Here is a 590-nt window from a genome sequence, read left to right as displayed (position 1 = left end):
CTGGTTCTATGCGTCCTCGACTGAATACGTCGCGACCTACCCGAAAAAAATCCTCGCAGCGATCCAGGAGATTCCTGGTCTGGCCGCTATCGTGCCAGCGTCTCGCGTCCTGCCGAACGAAATCCTCGGCGTTTGCAAGCGTCCCGACGTGCTGAGCGTCCTGAACGGGATGCCAGTGACCACTCGCCCGAAAAACCGCCTGAACCCTGAGGATGATTACGTGTTCAGCGTGATCGCCGCTGCGGCCATCGAATTTAAATTCGATGCCGAAGGTCAGGCCGGTTATCTGCATTTCCAGAAGTAACAACAAGGGGCCATCGCGGCCCCTTTTTTACATGAGGTTACGAGATGAAATATTTAGACGAACAGGGTCAATTCTCCACCGTCGGCGCGGCTGGTCCTATCACTGCCCCAACCGTGGACAACCTGAGCGGCGCGGGCGTGACCGGTAAAGCGCTGATGAAAACGGCGACACCGGCGGCGGCCCTGACTGCTCTCGGCATTACGCCGCAGACCAAACCGGCGGACGTCGCTGTGGGCGCTGACGCTGCTGCGCTGGTGACTGCCGTGAATGCTCTGGCCGCTGCGAA

2 protein-coding genes are annotated in these 590 nt (G+C 59.3%); both read left to right on the top strand.

Translation table 11 applies throughout. From position 1 onward, the window contains the following. A partial coding sequence (locus N1032_RS26615; protein WP_259543664.1) for a major capsid protein occupies positions 1–304 on the top strand: 304 nt, incomplete at its 5' end. Between the two features lie 44 nt (positions 305–348). Beyond that, on the top strand, positions 349–590 hold a 242-nt coding region (locus N1032_RS26610; protein WP_259543663.1), incomplete at its 3' end, for a hypothetical protein.

The organism is Herbiconiux daphne (assembly GCF_024979295.1).
In the GTDB taxonomy this organism is placed as follows: Bacteria; Actinomycetota; Actinomycetes; order Actinomycetales; family Microbacteriaceae; genus Herbiconiux; species Herbiconiux daphnes.
The sequence above is the reverse complement of the archived record's forward strand: the minus strand, read 5'-3'. Positions and strand labels throughout refer to the sequence as shown.